Origin of the sequence: Nonomuraea sp. NPDC059194, assembly GCF_042754765.1 — a bacterium.
In the GTDB taxonomy this organism is placed as follows: Bacteria; Actinomycetota; Actinomycetes; order Streptosporangiales; family Streptosporangiaceae; genus Nonomuraea.
This window is the reverse complement of sequence record NZ_JBHZBH010000027.1, coordinates 1-16,533: the sequence shown is the minus strand read 5'-3', so window position 1 is coordinate 16,533 and position 16,533 is coordinate 1. Positions and strand designations below refer to the sequence as shown.

15 protein-coding genes, 1 tRNA gene, 1 other RNA gene and 1 pseudogene are annotated in these 16,533 nt (G+C 70.0%); 15 read left to right on the top strand and 3 right to left on the bottom strand.

Translation table 11 applies throughout. From position 1 onward, the window contains the following. The first annotated feature begins 158 nt into the window (after positions 1 to 158). The 3 genes from ACFXJ8_RS28775 to ACFXJ8_RS28765 are packed head-to-tail and all read left to right on the top strand — an operon-like array spanning position 159 to position 1,223. Positions 159 to 617, top strand: coding sequence for a hypothetical protein (locus ACFXJ8_RS28775; RefSeq protein ID WP_379647102.1), 459 nt, complete (start codon positions 159 to 161; stop codon positions 615 to 617). A gap of 40 nt (positions 618 to 657) precedes the next feature. Continuing rightward, the gene (locus ACFXJ8_RS28770) at positions 658 to 939 is read left to right on the top strand and encodes a type II toxin-antitoxin system Phd/YefM family antitoxin (RefSeq protein ID WP_379647101.1); all 282 of its coding nucleotides are present in this window, start codon (positions 658 to 660) and stop codon (positions 937 to 939) included. Between the two features lie 5 nt (positions 940 to 944). Beyond that, positions 945 to 1,223: a type II toxin-antitoxin system RelE/ParE family toxin gene (locus ACFXJ8_RS28765; RefSeq protein ID WP_379647100.1), complete on the top strand. Its 279-nt coding sequence runs from the start codon at positions 945 to 947 to the stop codon at positions 1,221 to 1,223. A 119-nt stretch (positions 1,224 to 1,342) separates the two neighbouring features. Here the strand turns inward: ACFXJ8_RS28765 and ACFXJ8_RS28760 are convergent. Continuing rightward, positions 1,343 to 1,430 (bottom strand) — tRNA-Ser (locus tag ACFXJ8_RS28760). Positions 1,431 to 1,513: 83 nt separating this feature from the next. On the opposite strand from ACFXJ8_RS28760, the gene ffs reads away from it, so the two are divergent. Further along, an RNA gene (ffs, locus tag ACFXJ8_RS28755) (signal recognition particle sRNA small type) lies at positions 1,514 to 1,609 on the top strand. Between the two features lie 31 nt (positions 1,610 to 1,640). Then, positions 1,641 to 3,773 (top strand): annotated as a pseudogene (locus tag ACFXJ8_RS28750) (DNA polymerase III subunit gamma and tau); the annotation flags it as partial. A gap of 1,267 nt (positions 3,774 to 5,040) precedes the next feature. On the opposite strand, the gene ACFXJ8_RS28745 reads toward ACFXJ8_RS28750, so the two are convergent. Beyond that, positions 5,041 to 6,420, bottom strand: a complete 1,380-nt coding sequence (locus ACFXJ8_RS28745) for a GAF domain-containing protein (RefSeq protein ID WP_379647099.1) — start codon at positions 6,418 to 6,420, stop codon at positions 5,041 to 5,043. Positions 6,421 to 6,796: 376 nt separating this feature from the next. Between ACFXJ8_RS28745 and ACFXJ8_RS28740 the strand changes: the two genes are divergently transcribed. From ACFXJ8_RS28740 to ACFXJ8_RS28720, 5 genes are all read left to right on the top strand, one after another. Then, a complete protein-coding gene (locus tag ACFXJ8_RS28740; RefSeq protein WP_379572898.1) occupies positions 6,797 to 7,147 on the top strand; it encodes a YbaB/EbfC family nucleoid-associated protein in 351 nt (116 codons plus the stop codon). Between the two features lie 3 nt (positions 7,148 to 7,150). Continuing rightward, entirely contained in the window at positions 7,151 to 7,750 is a 600-nt protein-coding gene (gene recR, locus ACFXJ8_RS28735; protein WP_379647098.1) for a recombination mediator RecR, read from the top strand. After that, complete coding sequence (locus tag ACFXJ8_RS28730) at positions 7,743 to 8,273, top strand: DUF5063 domain-containing protein (protein ID WP_379647097.1); 531 nt, start codon at positions 7,743 to 7,745, stop codon at positions 8,271 to 8,273. The genes recR and ACFXJ8_RS28730 overlap by 8 nt, the downstream gene beginning before the upstream one ends. 94 nt (positions 8,274 to 8,367) lie before the next feature. Further along, positions 8,368 to 9,642: an aspartate kinase gene (locus ACFXJ8_RS28725; RefSeq protein WP_379647096.1), complete on the top strand. Its 1,275-nt coding sequence runs from the start codon at positions 8,368 to 8,370 to the stop codon at positions 9,640 to 9,642. Continuing rightward, positions 9,639 to 10,697, top strand: coding sequence for an aspartate-semialdehyde dehydrogenase (locus tag ACFXJ8_RS28720; RefSeq protein WP_379647095.1), 1,059 nt, complete (start codon positions 9,639 to 9,641; stop codon positions 10,695 to 10,697). Before ACFXJ8_RS28725 ends, ACFXJ8_RS28720 begins: the two co-directional genes overlap by 4 nt. 473 nt (positions 10,698 to 11,170) lie before the next feature. On the opposite strand, the gene ACFXJ8_RS28715 is transcribed toward ACFXJ8_RS28720, so the two are convergent. Continuing rightward, positions 11,171 to 11,644, bottom strand: coding sequence for a hypothetical protein (locus tag ACFXJ8_RS28715; RefSeq protein ID WP_379647094.1), 474 nt, complete (start codon positions 11,642 to 11,644; stop codon positions 11,171 to 11,173). A gap of 16 nt (positions 11,645 to 11,660) precedes the next feature. Here ACFXJ8_RS28715 and ACFXJ8_RS28710 point away from each other — a divergent pair, with 16 nt between their 5' ends. The 5 genes from ACFXJ8_RS28710 (at position 11,661) to ACFXJ8_RS28690 (ending at position 16,421) form a co-directional block, all read left to right on the top strand. Beyond that, positions 11,661 to 11,822: a hypothetical protein gene (locus ACFXJ8_RS28710; RefSeq protein ID WP_379647093.1), complete on the top strand. Its 162-nt coding sequence runs from the start codon at positions 11,661 to 11,663 to the stop codon at positions 11,820 to 11,822. A gap of 212 nt (positions 11,823 to 12,034) precedes the next feature. Further along, a complete protein-coding gene (locus tag ACFXJ8_RS28705) occupies positions 12,035 to 12,703 on the top strand; it encodes a TetR family transcriptional regulator (RefSeq protein ID WP_379647092.1) in 669 nt (222 codons plus the stop codon). A 930-nt stretch (positions 12,704 to 13,633) separates the two neighbouring features. Next, positions 13,634 to 14,584 carry an LLM class F420-dependent oxidoreductase gene (locus ACFXJ8_RS28700; protein WP_379647091.1) on the top strand — a complete coding sequence of 317 codons (951 nt, stop codon included), beginning with the start codon at positions 13,634 to 13,636 and terminating at the stop codon, positions 14,582 to 14,584. 282 nt (positions 14,585 to 14,866) lie between these two features. Next, the gene (locus ACFXJ8_RS28695) at positions 14,867 to 16,009 is read left to right on the top strand and encodes an amidase (RefSeq protein WP_379647090.1); all 1,143 of its coding nucleotides are present in this window, start codon (positions 14,867 to 14,869) and stop codon (positions 16,007 to 16,009) included. A gap of 67 nt (positions 16,010 to 16,076) precedes the next feature. After that, the gene (locus ACFXJ8_RS28690) at positions 16,077 to 16,421 is read left to right on the top strand and encodes a YkvA family protein (protein ID WP_379647089.1); all 345 of its coding nucleotides are present in this window, start codon (positions 16,077 to 16,079) and stop codon (positions 16,419 to 16,421) included. Positions 16,422 to 16,533 lie beyond the last annotated feature (112 nt).

The window sequence follows — 16,533 nt, the reverse complement described above, 5'->3', positions numbered from 1 at the left end:
CCGCCTTTCAAAGATGGAAGCCGTTCGGGTCCGCTCTTGCCCCGGGCGGCGGTGATCACCGGACCGGAACAGGCAGGACATGGCGGAGGCCGGGCGGGTCCGGCATCATCAAGCCCGGCACCTGTCCAGCGAGAAGCTCTCGAGGAACTGAGGGTGGAATGAAGCTCCTGACCGCCGTCGTGGCCATCATCGGCTCCGTCGCCTTACTGGTCGCCTTGGCCATCGGCGTGCCGGTCGCCGCGTTCCTTCTCACCTACGGCTGCCACGAGAACGAAGACCGGCTGGCCGTGTCCCTGTCCGCGCACGGCATCTTCGACAACCGCCCCTCCGGCGCCCAGCCGTACGGCGAACGGAAGACAAGCTGCGAGGAGGACGACCGGATCGTGGACGTCCAACAGATCTACCGCCTTCCAGCGGGCCGGAACGACGTGCTCGACTTCTACCGCGAGGTCGCCGCCAGGGACGGATGGAAGCCCTCCGCCGAGGACGACGCCAATGGACTCTGCTCGACCAAGGCCATCGACGGCGAGGACGTCGCACTGTCGGTGTGGCTGAACGGGTCGGGCACGTTCTCTGTGAGTCTGAGCTCGTCCGTAGAGGACGGCGGCTGGTGCTGAGGGCCTGATGTTGTAGATGTACATCTGATACATTTATTGCATGAGCGACCCGGTGATTGCATCCATGGCCGAAGTCCGCAGCCACCTTGCGGATGTCATCGATCGCGCTCGTCGCGACGAGACCCCGACGATCATCACGCGACGCGGCAAGCAGGAAGCTGTTGTGATCGACATTATTGAGTATCGACGTTTGAGCCAGTTGGCGGAGCAGGTGGAGGACTCATGGCTCAACCGATTGGCAGACGAGGCGGAATCCGAAGGCTCTGAGGGATCGATCTCCCTCGAAGAGATGGCCGCCATGCTTCGCGCGCACCACGCCTGACCCCGATGGGCTACGTCACGCGGTTCACCCCGCACGCCCAGCGGGACATGCTCAAGATCCCTCGCACCGACGCTCTGCGGATCCTCCATCGCCTCACCGAACTTCAGAAGGCGCTGGATGAAGGCGACACCACGGGCTTCGACATAAAGGCCCTCCAGGGGCACAGCTCGCGGTGGCGACTCAGGGTCGGAGACTACCGGGCCGTGTACACGATCGAGGACGGTCTGTTGATCGTATGGGTCATGGTCGTTGGCAATCGCCGCGACGTCTACCGCAACCTGTAGGCCTGGCACTGAGGTCTTCGGCGGGACGCTGGCAAGTCGACACGGAGCCATGGGGGCATTCCGCCGAGGTCTGAAAGCCAGAAGGGGTGTGCCGTGATCACGGCACACCCCTTCTGGACTGGCGGAGGATGGGGGATTTGAACCCCCGATAGGTTGCCCTATACACGCTTTCCAAGCGTGCGCCCTCGGCCACTAGGCGAATCCTCCGTCGAGAAGCTTACCGGACTCTTCCTAGTGAAGAGACCACGATTTAGCGGGAGCGAGCACTGCCGTACGGGGCTAGACTGTCCAAGGACCCCTCGCGCGGCGTCATCCTGTGAACCTCCCCAGGGCCGGAAGGCAGCAAGGATAAGCGGGCTCTGGCGGGTGTGCGAGGGGTCTCTTCGTTGGAAGCCCCCTCGCAGGCGGGATGGTCGCATGAGTCTTGCGCTTTACCGCAAGTACCGGCCCGGAACCTTCGCCGAGGTCAAGGGTCAGGAGCACGTCACCGACCCGTTGCGGCAGGCGCTGCGCACCGGCCGGATCAACCACGCCTACCTCTTCAGCGGCCCCCGAGGGTGTGGCAAGACCTCCAGCGCCCGCATCCTGGCCCGCTCGCTCAACTGCGAAAAGGGCCCGACGCCCGACCCCTGCGGCGAGTGCGAGTCGTGTGTGGCGCTCGCCCCGACGGGCCCAGGACACCTCGACGTCATCGAGATCGACGCCGCTTCCCACGGTGGTGTGGACGACGCGCGTGACCTGCGTGAGCGGGCCTTCTTCGCCCCCGTCTCGGCACGCTTCAAGATCTACATCATCGACGAGGCGCACATGGTGACCCGCGAGGGTTTCAACGCGCTGCTCAAGCTCGTCGAGGAGCCTCCGCCGCACCTGAAGTTCATTTTCGCGACGACCGAGCCGGAAAAGGTCATCGGCACGATCAAGTCGCGTACCCACCACTACCCGTTCAGGCTGATGCCGCCCGCGACGCTCAAGGCGTTGATGGAGGAGATCCTCACCTCCGAGAGCGTTCCGTTCGAGCCGGCGGCGCTGCCGATGGTCGTGCGCGCGGGCGCGGGCTCGGCTCGTGACTCGCTGTCGATCCTCGACCAGCTTCTCGCGGGCGCCGAGGACGACGGCATCACGTACGCCAAGGCCGTCTCCCTGCTCGGCTACACCGACGGTGACCTGCTCGACGAGGTGGTCGACGCCTTCGCCGGGCGTGACGGCGCGGCGGTGTTCCAGACCGTCAACAGGGTCATCGAGGGCGGTCACGACCCCAGAAGGTTCGCCGCCGACCTGCTCGAACGCTTCCGTGACCTGGTCATCCTCGCCAACGTTCCCGAGGCGGCCACCAGCGGGCTGCTCGACCGTCCCGCCGACGAGCTCGACCGCCTGGTCGCCCAGGCCGCGTCCATGGGGCCCGCCGAGCTGACCCGCGCGGCCGAGATCTTCAACGCGGGCCTCACCGAGATGCGCGGCGCGACCTCGCCGCGGTTGCTGCTGGAGCTGATGTGCGCGCGGGTGCTGCTGCCCGGCGCCGCGCAGGGCGAGGCGGCCCTCCTCACCCGTCTCGAACGGCTGGAGCGCGGCGGAGTCGTCGCCCAGATCGCCGCCCGTTCCACATCGTCATCCGGTACGGCAGGCGGCCCCGCGGGCGGTGCCCCGGCGGCCGACTACGGCCGTGCCGGCGGCGCTGCGGGCGTCGACCACGGTCGGCCCGGTGGCGCTGGGGGCGACATTTCCGGAATGCCGGGCGGTGCGACCGCTGCGATGCCCGCGTCCGGGCCTGCATCCGTTGGCCACGGCGATGGCGCTCGTGGTGCCGACGCTCGTGGTGTCGATGCGCACGCGGCCGATGCGCATGGGGTCCCCGCGTCCGGCGCCTCCACGGGTGGCAGCGCTTCCGGTGACCACGCAGGGGGCGGCGCGGCTTCCAGCGGAGGCGCATCCGGCGGGACTGCTTCCGGCTGGGCCGCCTCCGGAGGGGCTGCTGGCGGGGCTGCTTCCGGTGAAGCCGCTTCCGGGGGGGATGCCGACTGGCCTGAGCCCGCTCGGCCTGGTGCGCCGGCGCCGCAGCCACAGCCGGAGCCGGTCCAGCACGCTCCTGCCCAGGCGCCCGGACCGACGTCTGGCGGCGGGGGCTCGATCCAGCAGCATTGGCCTGCCGTCCTGGCCGCGCTGAAGAAGCGCAGCATCGTCGTCTGGGCGAACGTCAACACCAACGCCCAGGTCGTCGGCGTCGAGGGCAACCTGGTCACGCTCGGATTCACCCAGGTCGGCGCGATGAAGAACTTCACCGGTGGCGGCAAGGACGCCGTCGTGGCCGGCGCGCTCGGCGACGTGCTGGGCGGCACCTGGCGGGTCGAAGCCGTGGTCGGCGGCTCGCCCGTCCCTCAGGGCGGTCGCGCTCCCCAGCCGGCACCCCGTGCTCCCCAGCCCGGCCCGTCACCCCAAGGCGGCGCCTCCGTTCAGAGTGGCCCGCCCGCACAGGGTGGCCCCTCCGTTCAGGGCGGCCCCTCCGCACAGGATGGCCCGCCCGCACAGGGTGGTCAGCCTCCTCAGGGTGGCCCGTCCATTCAGGGCGGCGCGTCCGCTCAGGGGGGTGCGTCTGCTCACGGTGGTCAGCCTCCTCAGGGTGGCGCGTCCGCTCAGGGTGGCGCGTCCGCTCAGGGTGGCGCGTCCGCTCAGGGCGGCGCGTCCGCTCAGGGTGGCGCGTCCGCTCCGGAAGGGGCGTCCGCTCAGGGCGGCGCGTCCGCTCCGGGAGGGGCGTCCGCTCAGGGCGGCGTGTCCGCTCAGGGTGGTCAGCCTCTTCAAGGTGGTCCGGCCGATCAGGGTGGCCCGGGTTCTGCGGGCGGCCAAGGTGCCCCTGGTGGGCCTGTCGCTTCGGCGGGTGGCGGCTGGGATGCCCCGGGCTCGGCGGGTGGTTCCGCACCGGCGGAGGGGTCGGCGGCACAGGGCGGCCCCGGCGGCGGTCCTGGGGGCGGCGCTCACGGTGGCGGCGCGGGCGAGGCCACGGGCGGCGCGGCCGCTGGGCCGGGTGGCGAGGCGTCCCCGAGCGGGGGGAACGGCGCGGCGGGTGATGCGTCGCGGGATCCCGGACAGGCTTCCTACGGGGGGGCGGCCGGTGGCGAAGGTCAGGGCGGGGAGCGGCTGACGACTGACGAGTCGTGGCCGCAGGCACCCGATGACCAGGATTACGGCACGCCGCCTATGCCGAGTCCCACGCAGGCGACCAGCCGTACACCCAGTCCAGGGCTGGCGGCGGCGAGATCGGCGGCCAAGGCGGCCGCGCAGGCGGGTCCGCGCGCGCCATCACTCCGTCAGGGCGGCGGCAACGCGGGCGGCTGGCCCGACGCGATCCCGGGGCGGAACCGTGGCCCCGAGTCCGACGATGTCGATCCGCTCAACGACGCCGACGCGGATGTGGACGAGCTCGGCGGCATGGCCCTGCTGCAGCGCGAGCTCGGCGCCCAGATGATCGGCGAGATCGACCACACCTGACCGGCCATCGCACGCTAGCCCTCACCGGGGTAAGCGTGCCGATCACCTGAAGGGCCGCTGTGCGTGGAGGCACGAGCGGTGGGTGGCCCGATGTGGTGCCGATCACCTGAAGGGACCCTGTGCGTGGAGGCGCGACCGGTGGGTGGTCCGATGTGGTGGTGACCGTCTGACGGATTGCTGTGTGTCGAGGCACGGTCGGTGGGCGGCCCGATTGTGGTGGTGAGCGTCTGGCGGGCTGCTGTGTGCCGGAGCTCGCGGGCCGGGCTTCGATGGTGGCGGGCTGCTGTGTTTCGAGGCACTGCGTTTCGAGGCACTGCCGATGGGCCTCGCGCCTGGGTCAGGGGGACAGGCGGGCGCGGGCGGCGGCGGCGCGGTGGTCGGTGAACGGCAGGGTGGCGGCCACGCGTTCGAGGATCTGGAAGTCGTCGCGCCCGTTGGCCGTCTGCGCATAAGCCCACAGGTCATCAGCGGAGCCGCAGGTGAGCAGCCTCGTGCGGACCTGCACTTCAAGCTCGTCACGCGCGCACCTGATCTCGGGCGACTCCGAGCGGGGCAGCAGCGGCCCCGTGTAGGCGCGGGCGATCGCGGAGGCGTCGCCACCCGCGAGGAGCCGTCGTAGTTCGAGGAAGTCCGCGACGACGGGCGCCATCAGCCGGTACGGCTTGGCCGCCACGGCCCCGCCGAGCTGGATCCGCAGCCGGTAGATCTCGGCGCGGATGGTCGCCGGGTTGCCGTCGTCGCCGTAGAGGTAATAGGACAGTTGCTCGGCGGTAAGGCCCCTCGCGTACAGGGCGAGCAGCGTCAGGATCTCGGCGTGACGCAGCGAGAGCGGCAGGGACCGGTCACCGTACCGGACGGTGGGCTGGCCGTCGCCGAGGAACGTGAGGCGCAGCGGCAGCGGCTCGGACAGCTCGGCGGGACGCAGCAGGAACCCGTCGAAGAACGGTTCGAGGATCCCGGCGGGGCAGCTGGTGGAGCCGGGTTCGGGCAGGTGGATGCGGGCGCCGAGCAGGTTCGCGGGATCGCCGGACAGGACCCGCCCCGTGGCGGCGATCAGGACGCCGGAGCGCGGGGGCAGCCGGTCGTAGCGGCGGCGCAGGCGCTCGTCGCGTTCGTACATCCGCAGCGCGAGCTGAGCCTCGGCGAGTTTGGCCGTGGTGGCGACCAGCGCGACGGTGGCGGGGTGCAGGCTGCGGGTGGTGCCGCTGACGTCGACGCAGCCGAGGACGGTGTCGGTGTCGGGGTCGATGATCGGCGCCGAGCTGCACGACCAGCAGTGGAGCACGCGCAGCAGGTGCTCCTGCGAGTAGACGTGGACGGGCTTGCGGGTGGTCAGCGCGGTGCCGATGCCGTTCGTGCCGACCGAGGTCTCCGACCAGTGGTGTCCGTCGGCGAGGCCGACGAGGTCGGCGCGGCGCATGGTGCCGTGGTCGCCGTCGCGCCACAGGACGCCGCCATCGGCGTCCGTCACGATCATGATGTGCTCGGACTCGTCGGCCATCTGCTTCAGGCTGTGGGCGAGCATCGGCAGCAGGGGTTGAAGGGGGTGCGCCGTGCGGACGTCCTTGATGAGGGAGCCGTCGTAGACCAGCGGCGCCGCGGGGCTCTCCGGATCGACGCCGGCTTCCAACGACCGCTGCCAGGAGGCGTTGATCAGCTGGCGAGGCGCTCCCACCCCTGTTTCCAGGATCCGGCGAAGCCGCAGACCGTAACTCATTGGCCACTCCAGGTAGTCAAGCTGTACGGCGAAGCATCGTGCTATCCCCTCCTTCACGCAAGCCTTTCGGGGGATTGCTCAGGGTGATTGATCGCTCGCAACGTGTGTGCAACGTTGTGCTCGCTACTGTTCCTCGCAGTCACGCTGGCGTGGTGCGGCCGCTCCTGTCGGCGTGATGGCCGGGTCCCGGACGCTGGAGGGGGGCTGGGACCCGGCCATGACGGCGCGACCGCCCATAAAGGCCGTCCAAAAAGGCCGTCCACAACGGCGACCGTCCACAAAGTCGAAACGCTTGCGCCTGCCAGTACATGTCGGCGCTCAGACACCGTAGGCTCGTGACAGTTACGGACGCGGAGCCGACGAGGAGCGCACGAAGGTGAACCCAGGGGATGTCAACCTGCAGCAGCTGCTGGAGCAGGCTCAGCTCATGCAGCAGCAGCTCGTGAGCGCCCAGCAGGAGCTCAACGACGCGCAGATCGAGGGCTCGGCCGGGGGCGGCCTCGTCACGGCCGTCGTCAACGGATCCGGCGAGCTGCTCGAGCTGAAGATCAATCCGAGTGTCGTCGACGCCGACGACCCGCAGGACACCGCCGACACGATCGCCGATCTGGTCATCGCGGCCGTTCGCGACGCCGTGCGCGCGGCGGCCGACCTGCAGCAGGAGAAGCTCGGCCCGCTGGCCCAGGGGCTCGGCGGCGGCGGTCTCGGCCAGCTTCCAGGGTTCTAGGCCATGTACGAAGGGGTCGTACAGAACCTGATCGACGAGCTGGGCATGCTCCCAGGCGTCGGTCCCAAGAGCGCGCAGCGGATCGCCTTCCACCTGCTGGCGGCCGATCCCGTCGACGTCAAGCGACTGGCCCACGCGCTGCTCGAGGTCAAGGAGAAGGTCCGGTTCTGCCGCGTCTGCGGCAACGTCGCCTCGGAGGAGGAGTGCCGGATCTGCCGCGACGCGCGGCGCGACCCCCAGGTGATCTGCGTGGTGGAGGAGTCGAAGGACGTCGTCGCGATCGAGAAGACGCGCGAGTTCCGCGGCACCTACCACGTGCTCGGCGGGGCGATCAGCCCGATCGACGGCATCGGCCCCGACGACCTGCGCATTCGGGAGCTGATGGCCCGCCTGGCCGACGGCCGGGTGACCGAGCTCATCCTCGCCACCGATCCCAACCTCGAGGGGGAGGCGACGGCGACCTATCTCGCCCGCCTGGTCAAGCCCATGGGCGTGAAGGTGACACGACTGGCCAGCGGCCTGCCTGTTGGCGGTGATCTCGAGTACGCCGACGAGGTCACCCTGGGCCGCGCTTTTGAAGGACGGAGGCTCCTGGATGTCTGATCAGTGGAGCGTTCTCGCCGACGAGATCGCAGGGCACGCGCAGAACTATCTGGACGGCCTGACCAGGGTGGCGGGAGGTGAGGGCGGCGACGCCATCTGGTCGCTGCTCCTTGTCGAGGTCGCCCAGGTGAGCCTGGCCGGCGCCCAACTCGGCGCCAGCCAGGACGTCATCCTGTCCGGCAACTGGGAGCCGCCGTTGAGCGAGGATCCCGACGTTGACGGCGTCCGTACGGCGCTGGCCGAGCGGCTGGAGGCGGTCGACGACTACGCCGAGGTGTTCGACCCCTACAAGGACACCTCCGTCACGCCGTACCGGTTGTCCGACGACCTGACGGCCGTGGCCGCCGACCTCATCCACGGCCTGCGCCACTATCACGCGGGGCGGCCGCTCGAGGCGTTGTGGTGGTGGCAGTACTCCTACTTCAACACGTGGGGCAACCACGCGGGCGCGGCCATGCGCGCACTTCAGGCCCTTGCCGCGCACTCGCGTCTTGACGTGGCCGACGAGGCGTTGTCCACCTAAGTCCGCCTGGTTGTCCACATAGTGGTCTGTACCTCCGGGTGCATGAGACGCCGCCAGTAGACTGGCAGCTCACAGTCCAGACTGGGAGACTCTCGTGGCGCTCGTTGTGCAAAAGTACGGTGGTTCATCCGTCGCCGACGCGTCCTGCATCAAGCGGGTCGCGCAGCGGATCGTCGCGACGAAAAAAGCCGGCAACGATGTGGTCGTGGCCGTCTCCGCGATGGGCGACACGACGGACGAGCTGCTCGATCTGGCCGAGCAGGTGTCGCCGCTGCCTCCGGGCCGCGAGCTCGACATGCTGCTGACCGCGGGTGAGCGCATCTCGATGGCCCTGCTGGCGATGGCGATCGCCAACCTGGGCCACGAGGCACGCTCGTTCACCGGCTCGCAGGCGGGCGTGATCACTGACTCCACACACGGCAAGGCACGCATCATCGACGTGTCGCCCGGCCGCATCAGGGAGGCCCTCGACCAGGGCCACATCGCGATCGTGGCAGGTTTCCAGGGCGTCTCGCAGGACACCAAGGACATCACCACGCTGGGCCGTGGCGGCACCGACACCACGGCGGTCGCGCTCGCGGCGGCGTTGGAAGCCGACGTGTGCGAAATCTACACGGACGTGGACGGGGTGTTCACCGCCGATCCGCGCATTGTGCCGCAGGCACGGCAGATCCCCAGGATCTCCTACGAGGAGATGATGGAGATGGCCGCCTGCGGGGCGAAAATCCTGCACCTGCGCAGTGTCGAGTACGCTCGCAGGTTCAACCTGCCGATCCACGTGCGCAGCTCTTTCAGCACCAAAGAAGGCACGTGGGTCATGGCCGACCCTTACACCGAAGGAACCGAGATGGAGCAGCCGATCATCTCCGGCGTCGCGCACGACCGGAGCGAGGCCAAGATCACCGTTGTCGGGGTCCCCGACAAGGTCGGAGAGGCTGCCGCCATCTTCAAAACGCTGTCCGAAGCCGAGATCAACATCGACATGATCGTGCAGAACGTCTCGGCTGCCGCGACCGGTCGCACCGACATCTCCTTCACGCTTCCCGCGACGGACAGCCAGACCGCGGTCACCTCGCTCAAGCGCATCCAGGACCAGATCGGGTTCGAGTCGCTGCAGTACGACGACCAGATCGGCAAGGTGTCGCTGATCGGTGCGGGCATGCGCTCGCACCCCGGCGTCACCGCGACCTTCTTCGCCGCGATCGCGGACGCGGGGGTCAACATCGAGATGATCTCCACCTCGGAGATTCGCATCTCGGTCATCGTGGGTCAGGACGGCGTCGACGCGGCCGTGGCCGCGGCGCACCGCGCGTTCGACCTCGACTCGGACCAGGTCGAAGCAGTGGTGTACGGAGGTAGCGGACGATGAGCAGGCCCACCCTTGCCCTGATCGGGGCGACCGGTGCCGTGGGCACCGTGATGCGCGAACTGGTCTCGACCAGGGAGGACATCTGGGGCGAGATCCGTCTCGTCGCCTCCGCCCGCAGCGCGGGCAAGGTCCTCCAGGTGCGCGGCGAGGACGTCGTCGTGCAGGCGCTCGCGCCCGAGGTGTTCGACGGCGTCGACATCGCCATCTTCGACGTCCCCGACGAGGTGTCGGCCGAATGGGTGCCGATCGCCGCGCAGCGGGGCGCGATCGCGATCGACAAGTCGGGCACGTTCCGGATGGACCCCGACGTCCCGCTGGTCGTTCCCGAGGTGAACCCGCTCGACGCCCGCACCAGGCCGCGCAACATCATCTCGACGCCCAACTGCACCACGCTGTCGATGATGGCCGCGATCGGCGCGCTGCACGCCGAGTACACGCTCAAGGAGCTCGTCGTCGCCTCCTACCAGGCGGTGTCGGGCGCGGGCGTGGCCGGCCCCGCGCGGCTGTACGACGAGGTCGAGGCGCTGGCCGGCGACCGCACCATCGGCCAGGCGGCCGGCGACGTGCGCAAGGCGCTGGCCAACAAGCTCGACGCCGACTCGCCGTTCCCGGCGCCGATCGCGTTCAACGTGGTGCCGTGGGCGGGCTCCTACAAGGACGGCGGCTGGGCCTCGGAGGAGCTGAAGCTGCGCAACGAGTCGCGCAAGATCCTCGGCATCCCCGGCCTGAAGGTGTCGGCGACCTGCGTGCGGGTGCCGGTCGTGACCACGCACTCGCTGGCGGTCCACGCCAGGTTCGAGCGCGAGATCACGGTGGCCGACGCGCACCGCATTCTGGAGGCGGCGCCGACGGTCGTCCTGATGGACGACCCGGCCAACGGCGTCTGGCCGACGCCGGTGGACGTGGTGGGCACCGACCCGACCTACATCGGGCGCATCCGGCAGGCGGTCGACTTCCCGAACACGCTCGACATGTTCGTGTGCGGCGACAACCTGCGCAAGGGCGCGGCCCTGAACGCGGCGGAGATCGCCGAACTGGTCGCCGCGGAGTTCTGACCGACTCCCTCAGGAACCCTCCGACCGCCCGGTCGGGGGGTTCCTGTCTTCATGGGGCCGGTGCTCTGGTCCTTTCCGGGGGTCCGTCTCCGTGCGCTTCCGGTCTTCGTCTGTACGGCAAGCCGTGCCACGCGCCTGCGTGGTCACCGGCCGATGACCGTCCAAGGGACGCTCCTCGTGCGCCCCCCTGCCCGCCGCAACGGACCCGTTGACGAGCCCTTGGTGACGGGCGTCCCGAAACGAGCAGCCGTGATGCACTTCCCGCAACGGGCAGCCGTGATGGGCTTTCCGTTGCGGGTCGCCGTGACGGGCTTCCTGTGACGGGCTTCCCGTGACGGGCCCCTGTGATGGGTTCCCGTGACGGGCGCCGTTGCGGCGGGGGCCGGAGTCCTGCTGGGCGGCGCGCCTTCGACGGACGGGACCACGCGCCCACGGAGGCGCCAGGCCGGCTTGCCGTACAGGATGAAAGAACGTCAGCGGAACAGGATGTCCCAGTGGTCGGACTCGCTGGCGAAGACGGTGCCCGTGTCCGACCGGTACAGGGCGGCCCCGTCGGAGCGCACGCCCGCCCGATCGTAGGTGTCGGTGATGTACTGGTCGATGCACCGGTTGTGGCGGATGTCCAGCTTGTAGCCCGCCCCGTGGCTGTAGCGGCCGGGCGCGTGTCCCGTCTCGGTGCCTCCCGTGACCACGATCTTGCAGCCGCTGTTCCTCTTCAGGTCGATCGCCCCCGTGACCGTGGCGGATCTGACGGCCTGCAGCGACGTGCAGACGCGGTTGTTCTTGTCGGTGCAGTTGCCACTGGACTTCCAGCGCAGGCCCGCCGACGACAGCCTGTCCATGGCGAACGTGTGCGAGACGCGCACTGTCGTGCGCGGCATGGCGCGCGACAGGTCGACCTTCGGTTGTTCGGTCGCCCCCGTGTACCAGTGGGCGACTCTGATCACGCTTTGCAGTTCATAGGTGCTGATGATCGGCGGTCGCGCCTCGACGACGTCCTGCTCGACGGTCGAGGCAGGCCGCACCGGAGCAGCCGAAGCCGCGGATGACAGTGCGATGATGCAGGTCTGTATGGCGATGAGCGCGGCGATGGAGAGCCGCACCAACCAACGTATCCACATGTGATGGCCTTTTCGCGGAGTTGCCCTTCCGCCTGATGTCATCAATGCCACGCTTCGGCGCAGATGATCCCTCGTCGGAGGCGATCTTTACCCTGTGGCGGCGATCATCGGGCGGCTCCATGACCACGCCGCGGACCGACTTGAGGAGGAGCGCATTCATCCCAGGCCTGAACTGAAGGCAGAGGCTTTCTCCGGACCTTCGGTAAAGTGACGAGCGTGTCCGAACCGCGAACCCGAGGGTCGGAGAGCACCCGGGAGCTCATTGTCGAGACGGCCCTGCGCCTGTTCAGGGAACGCGGTTTCGAGGCGACCACGATGCGGGCCATCGCGACGGAGGCGGGGGTCTCCGTCGGCAACGCCTACTACTACTTCGCCTCCAAGGACGAGCTGGTGCAGGCGTACTACGACCGTGCCCAGATCGAGCACGAGGAGGCCTGCCGGGAGCTGCTGGCCACCGAGCGCTCGTTCGCGGCCCGGTTGGAGGGCGTGCTCAGGGAGTGGGTACGGGTGTCGGCGCCGTACCACGAGTTCGCGGTGAAGTTCTTCAAGCACGCCGCCGAGCCCACCAACCCGCTCAGCCCGTTCAGCGCCCAGTCGACGCCCGCCCGCGAGGCGTCCATCGCCATCTACCGGCAGGTCGTCGAGGGCTCACGCGACCGCATGGACGCCGAGCTGCGCGAGGAACTGCCCGAGCTGTTGTGGCTGATGTCCATGGGCATCGTCCTGTACTGGGTGCACGACACCTCGCCCGGGTGCGCACGCACCTACCGGCTCATCGAGGTGAGCGTGCCGCTCGTCGACCGGCTGGTCGGGCTGTCCCACCTGCCCGGCCTGCGCGGTATCACGAAGGACTTCATCGCGGCGGTCCACGAGCTCAGGGCCTGACCCCGCCGGCGGCGCCGGGGCGTGGCCGCAGGTTCTTCAGCGGCCTCCTCGGCTCGGTCACCCAGAGTGGGGCTGAGCGGCCGTCGCGATCGGCGGCGGGAGGTCGGTCGTGCGAGCCTCGGCCGGACGTGGGGGCATCGCCGGTGGCAGGGCTGCGGCCGGGCTCGGTGGGGTCGCTGGTGGAAGGGCTGCGATTGGGCGCCTGGGCATCGCTGGGGGAAGGGCTGCGGCCGAGCTCGATGGGATCGCTGGTGGAAGGGCCGCTGTGCGCGGTGGGATCGCTCGGGGAAGGGTCGCGGCTGGGTGTTGGGAAATCGCCGGTAGGAGCGCGGCGGTGGGGTGGGTGGCGTTCGGCGGTTGGAGTCCTGCTGGCTGGGTCGGGGCTGGGCGGGTGGTGAGGGCTGGTTGGGGGCCTGCGGTCGGCCGGGTGGGGACGGCTGGCTGAAGGGCGACGGTGGGGTGGGTCAGGGGAGCCGGTCGCGCGGTCGTGGATGGAGCGGGGGCCAGGCCGCCGGAAGCTGGGGCGGGGTTGAGGGCAGGGATGGGGGCCGGGGCGGGGGCTGGGGTTGGCTCGGGTGGAGGGGCGGGCGTGGGCGCGGGCGGGGGTGCGGAGGTGAGCCCTGGCGGGGGCGGCGGTGTGGGTCTGGCGGGTACGGCCGGCCGTACCGGAGTCGGCACCACGCAGAAGATCGGCGCGCGCACGAGCAGGAACTGGCAGGGCGGAGGAGGGGTCGCGGCGGCCCACGGGCCCATTGTGACCAAGGGCATGCTCAACGCCGTTGCGAAAGCCGCCCGCTCTCGTCGTCTCACGGTGCCTGTTCTAGCACGTCAGGGCCTTGCTGGCAGGAACAGGAACGATCCGCGTGGCGGCATACCGTCTGGTTGGTATGGTCCTGTGTGACGACCCGAACCCCCGCAGAGAGGCCGGCGATGACCCAGAACTGGGGCATGACGATTCCCTTCTTCGACCGCTCCCTGGCCGGCTCCAAGGAGCTGATCGCCGACCTGCCGGGGCTCGGCTACACCGACATCTGGTCGGCCGAGGTCAACGGCGCGGACGCGTTCGTGCCGCTGGCGATGGCGGCGGAGTGGGCGCCCGGGGCCAGGCTGGGCACCGCGATCGTGCCGGTGTTCACCCGTGGGCCCGGCCTGCTGGCCCAGTCGGCGGCGACGCTGGCCGACCTGGCGCCGGGACGGTTCGTGCTCGGCATCGGGTCCTCGTCACCGGCGATCGTGGAGCGGTGGAACGCCGTCGAGTTCGGCAAGCCGTACGCCAGGACGCGTGACACCCTGCGCTTCCTCAGGAAGGCGCTGGCGGGGGAGAAGGTGTCGGAGCGGTACGAGACCTTCGAGGTGAAGGGCTTCAAGCTGGAACGCGCGCCCGAGCAGGCGCCGAAGATCGTGCTGGCGGCGCTGCGGCCGAGGATGCTCCATCTGGCCGCTGCCGAGGCGGACGGCGCGATCACCAACTGGCTGTCCCCCGAGGACGTACGGCGGGTGCGGGCCGAGATCGGCTCCTCGACCGAGCTGATCGCGCGGATCTTCGTCTGCGTGAGTGAGGACGCCGACAAGGTGCGCGAGCTGGGCAGGTGGATGCTGGCGAGCTACCTGACCGTGCCCGCGTATGCGGCCTTCCACGACTGGCTGGGCCGGGCCGACGTGCTGCGGCCGATGCACGAGGCGTGGGCGGCGGGAGATCGTCAGGCGGCGCTCAAGGCCATCCCCGACGAGGTGGTGGACGCGCTGATCGTCCATGGTGACGCGGAGACGTGCAGGGCGAGGGTGCGGGAGTACGTCGACAACGGGCTCGACACACCGATCCTCGCGCCCGTCCCCGGCGACCTGCCGATCCCCGACGCGGTCCGCGCCCTGGCCCCCTGACCTGCCCGACCGGCCGTCCCTGGCAGGTGGTTCCGGATTGAAGGCCGGGGTCCGCGCCGGCGGGGCGCGGGAGGGTCCGCGCGGGCGTGGGCGTGGCGAAAGGGGAAATGCCGGGGATCCGCGCGCGCGAGGGCGTGGGGAGAGAGCGAAACGCTGGGGTCTGCGCGGGCGAGCGCGGATGCCGGGGTTCTGTGCGGGAGAGGGGGGATCTCGGGGTTCCCTGCGGGCGGCGGTCGGGAGAGGGTGAAGGGCGGCGAGGTTCGTGGCGGGAAGGAGACGTGCGTGGACGAGGTCCTGAGGCTGGACGCGGTCGGGCAGGCGCAGGCCGTACGCGAGGGGAGGGTCGCTCCCAGGGAGCTGGTCGAGGCCGCCATAGCGAAGATCAGGGCGCACGACGACGAGCTCAACGCGATCGTGCACCCGAGGTTCGAGCGGGCGCTGGCCGAGCTGGACGACCTCCCGGAAGGCGCGCCGTTCCGCGGGGTGCCGATCCTGGTGAAGGACCTCGGCTGGGCGCAGGCGGGCGAGCCGTACAACGCGGGGTCGGCCACGCTCGACGGCGTGGAGGTGGCCGCCGACGCGCACGCGGTGACCCGCCTGTGTGAGGCGGGTTTCGTGATCCTGGGGCGGACGAGCACGCCCGAGTTCGGCACGACGATCACGACCGAGCCCGCGGCGTACGGGCCTACCCGCAACCCGTACGATCTCGCCTACTCGGCGGGCGGCTCCAGCGGAGGGTCGGCGGCGGCGGTCGCGGCGGGCCTGGTCGCGGTGGCGACGGCCAGCGACGGCGGCGGCTCGATCAGGATCCCGGCCGGTCAGTGCGGGCTCGTGGGGCTCAAGCCGACGAAGGGCCGCTCCAGCCAGGGTCCCGCGCAGGGCGAGGGAGGAGAGCTGGCCCGAGGCGCTCGGCGAGGCGGAGTTCGCCGCCCACTTCGGGGCGATCGTGGCCGCCAACGTGGCGCCGAGCTGGAGAGCATCGGCAGGTGGCGCGGCAAGCCGGTGGAGCTGTCGGAGCTGGAGCCGCGCAACCGCGCGATGGCCGAGGCGGGGCGCAGGCGCGGCGCGGTCGACCACATCCTCGCGCTGCAGTGGATCGACGGCTACCGGCGCCGGATGGCCTCCTGGTGGAGCGGCCACGACGTGCTGCTCACGCCCACGCTCGGCGTCCCGCCGTACCCGCTGGGGTGGTTGCCGCCCGGCGATCTGAGCACCTCGTTCGGGCGGACGGGGCCCGCCGTCGCCTTCACCTCGCCGTTCAACGCGACGGGGCAGCCGGCGATCTCGCTGCCCCTGTACCGGACTGCCGAGGGGCTGCCCGTCGGCGTGCAACTGGTCGCCGCGGCCGGCAGGGAGGACCTTCTGGTACGGCTGGCCGCCCAGATCGAGCGCGCGCACCCGTTCGAGCACTCGGCGCTGCGTTAGAGAACCAAGGCGTTAGGGAACCAACGCGGCGGGTATTGCGTTATATCGCGAAGAGGAGGTAGCTCGCATGGTGAAGGCATCGAGGGCCGCTGCGGCCTGGAAGACCTATCGCGAGGTCAGCAAGCCCGGCACGCCCGGTGTGATGGCCAGGGTCAGGGCGATCCCCCGCCTCATCGGCGGCGTGATGCGCGGCGACTACGCGGGCATGGGCAAGGGCAAGCTCGCCATGATGGCGCTCGGCCTCGTCTACATCGTCTCGCCGGTCGACCTCGTCCCCGACTTCCTGGTGCTCCTCGGCGTCGCCGACGACTTCGGCGTGTTCCTGTGGCTGATGGCCTCGATGCTCGGCGAGAGCGGACGGTACGTCGAGTGGGAGCGCAAGCAGCTCATCGGGCGAGTCGAGCGGCCCTAGGGCGTGTTTCATAAGCAGGTCAGCCAGTCGTTGATGATGGCGATCTGGACGGTGGCCTCGTAGCGTACGGCGAGCTTGTCGTACCTGGTCGCGACGGCACGGTGGCGTTTGA